General features: G+C 62.7%; 3 protein-coding genes. All 3 read left to right on the top strand.

Features of this window, described 5'->3' with window-relative positions; genetic code table 11:
- Positions 1–565, top strand: a 565-nt coding sequence (locus EOA86_RS30410; RefSeq protein ID WP_245497425.1) for a LysR substrate-binding domain-containing protein, incomplete at its 5' end; no start/stop codon positions are given.
- A gap of 126 nt (positions 566–691) precedes the next feature.
- On the top strand, positions 692–1,843 hold the full coding sequence (locus EOA86_RS30405) for an ABC transporter substrate-binding protein (RefSeq protein WP_128345007.1): 1,152 nt from the start codon (positions 692–694) through the stop codon (positions 1,841–1,843).
- Between the two features lie 186 nt (positions 1,844–2,029).
- Positions 2,030–2,493: ABC transporter ATP-binding protein (locus EOA86_RS30400; protein ID WP_164892129.1), on the top strand; the 464-nt coding region annotated here is incomplete at its 3' end.

Raw genomic sequence — 2,493 nt, 5'->3', positions numbered from 1 at the left:
CGTTGAGATTTCGGCCATCGAGGACAATGGCGATTACCTCGAACATCTGCTGATCGGCGGCAAGCTCGACATCGCCGTTATGGTCACCTCGAACCTGCGCGACCGCACCGCCCTGCAGTCCGAAATTCTCGAAGTCTCGGCCTATCGGCTATGGCTGCCGCTTGGCCATCCGCTGTCTGGCGCCGACATCATCGGCATTGGCGATATCGCCTCGGAGCCGCTGATCATGCTGACCGTCGACGAGATCGAGGAGAATACCGGAAAACTGCTGGCGGCGATCGGCGCTAAGCCGCACGTCGCCTTCCGCACCCGCTCGGTCGAAGCGGTGCGCAGCCTCGTCGCTACCGGCGCCGGCGTGGCGCTGCTGCCCGACCTCGTCTACCGGCCATGGTCGCTCGAAGGCGACCGCATCGAATCGCGCGATATTTCGGGCTCCTTGCCGGTTGTTCAGGTCGGCACCGTCTGGCGGCGCGGCTCCGGCCTGCCCCAGGCCGCGCGCGACTTCATCGGGCTTGCACAGTCGCAGCGCATGGTCCGTCAGCGCACGGAGAAGATTGGTCGTTAATCTATCGGAAAAACCGATATCGCCTTTCTGACAAATGAATTTGCGAAACCGGAAATTTCACAGCACTTTCACAATCAGGGACCAAAGCCGCCGCGAGAGTGCGGCCCCTCAAATGGGAGATCGATGATGAACTCATTCCTGAAGTCGTGCACTGCATTGACGGTCGCGCTGGCCTTCTCCGGCCAGGCGATCGCCCAAGTCACGGAACTCGGCAAGGGCGAAGGCCAGGTCAACATTGTCGCCTGGCCTGGTTACATCGAACGCGGCGAAACCGACAAGAACTATGATTGGGTCACGTCTTTCGAGAAGAACACAGGCTGCAAGGTCAACATCAAGACCGCCAACACCTCCGACGAGATGGTCGCGCTGATGAATGAGGGCGGCTTCGACCTCGTCACCGCCTCGGGCGACGCTTCGCTGCGCCTCGTCGCCGGCAAGCGGGTCCAGCCGATCAACACCGATCTCATCCCGAGCTGGAGCACGGTCGACGACCGGCTGAAGGATGCGCCGTGGTTCACGGTTGGCGGCGTCCACTACGGGGCCCCCTACCAGTGGGGACCGAATGTGCTGATGTACAACACGGAGGTGTTCAAGGAAGCGCCGAAGAGCTGGAACGTCGTCTTCGAGGAGATGACCTTGCCTGACGGCAAGTCGAACAAGGGCCGCGTCCAGGCCTATGACGGGCCGATTCACATTGCCGACGCTGCCAATTATCTGATGTTCCACAAGCCGGAGCTCGGCATCAAGGATCCCTACGAGCTGACCGAGGATCAGTACAAGGCCGCCCTCGATCTGCTGCGCGTCCAACGCACGCTGGTCGGACGCTACTGGCATGACGCTGCCATTCAGGTCGATGACTTCCAGAACGAAGGCGTCGTCGCCTCCGGTTCATGGCCCTATCAGGTCAACACGCTGATTGCCGCCAAGAAGCCCGTCGCTTCGACCATTCCCCAGGAAGGCGTCACCGGCTGGGCCGACACGACCATGTTGGCGGCCGACGCAGCCCACCCGAACTGCGCCTATATGTGGATGGAGCACTCTCTGTCGCCGAAAGTGCAGGGCGATGTCTCCGCCTGGTTCGGTTCGCTCCCGGTGGTGCCGGCTGCCTGCAAGGGCAACGAATTGCTCGGCGACGAAGGCTGCAAGACCAACGGTTACGGCAATTTCGAAAAAATCAAGTTCTGGAAGACGCCGGTGTCGAAGTGCGCCACCCAGGACCAGTGCGTGCCTTACTATCGCTGGGTGTCGGACTATATCGGCGTCATCGGCGGGCGGTGAGTTCGTCACGCTCGTTTTGAGAGCGCAGCCCTGCCCTCACCCTTACCCTCTCCCCGTGAAGAACGGGGAGAGGGGGATCGCGAGCGTTGCGGTTAGCCCCTTCTCCGTCACTATATGGGGAGAAGGTGCCGGCAGGCGGATGAGGGGCAGCGCCGTCGCCTGAATTTGATCAGCCTGGGACAGCCCATGACCTCCGCCGTTTCGTTCGCCAGAGTCTCGCGCCATTTCGGCAGCGTGCGCGCCGTCGACGTGGTCGACCTCGATATCGCGCAGGGCGAGTTCTTCGCCATGCTTGGACCTTCGGGTTCCGGCAAGACGACCTGCCTGCGGTTAATCGCCGGCTTCGAGCAGCCGACATCGGGGTCGATCTCCATTTTCGGCGAACGCGCCGAAGGCGTCCCGCCCTATCGCCGCAACGTCAACACCGTTTTCCAGGACTACGCGCTGTTCCCGCATCTGAACGTGCTCGACAACGTCGCTTACGGCCTGATGGTCAAGGGCGTCGGCAAGCCCGAGCGGCAGAAGGCGGCGGAGGAGGCGCTCTCGCTGGTCCGGCTTCCCGGCTACGGCGCCCGCCGTCCCAGCCAGCTTTCTGGCGGACAGCGCCAGCGCGTCGCGCTCGCCCGCGCGCTGGTCAACCAGCCCAAGGT

It is taken from the genome of Mesorhizobium sp. M5C.F.Ca.IN.020.32.2.1 (assembly GCF_004023105.1).
Lineage (GTDB): Bacteria > Pseudomonadota > Alphaproteobacteria > Rhizobiales > Rhizobiaceae > Mesorhizobium > Mesorhizobium wenxiniae.
This window is presented reverse-complemented; position numbering and strand designations above follow the sequence as displayed.

What these genes read in the sequence shown, in the direction of transcription:
- EOA86_RS30405 (WP_128345007.1), top strand. Translation starts at nt 692, where the DNA reads ATGAACTCATTCCTGAAGTCGTGCACTGCATTGACGGTCGCGCTGGCC.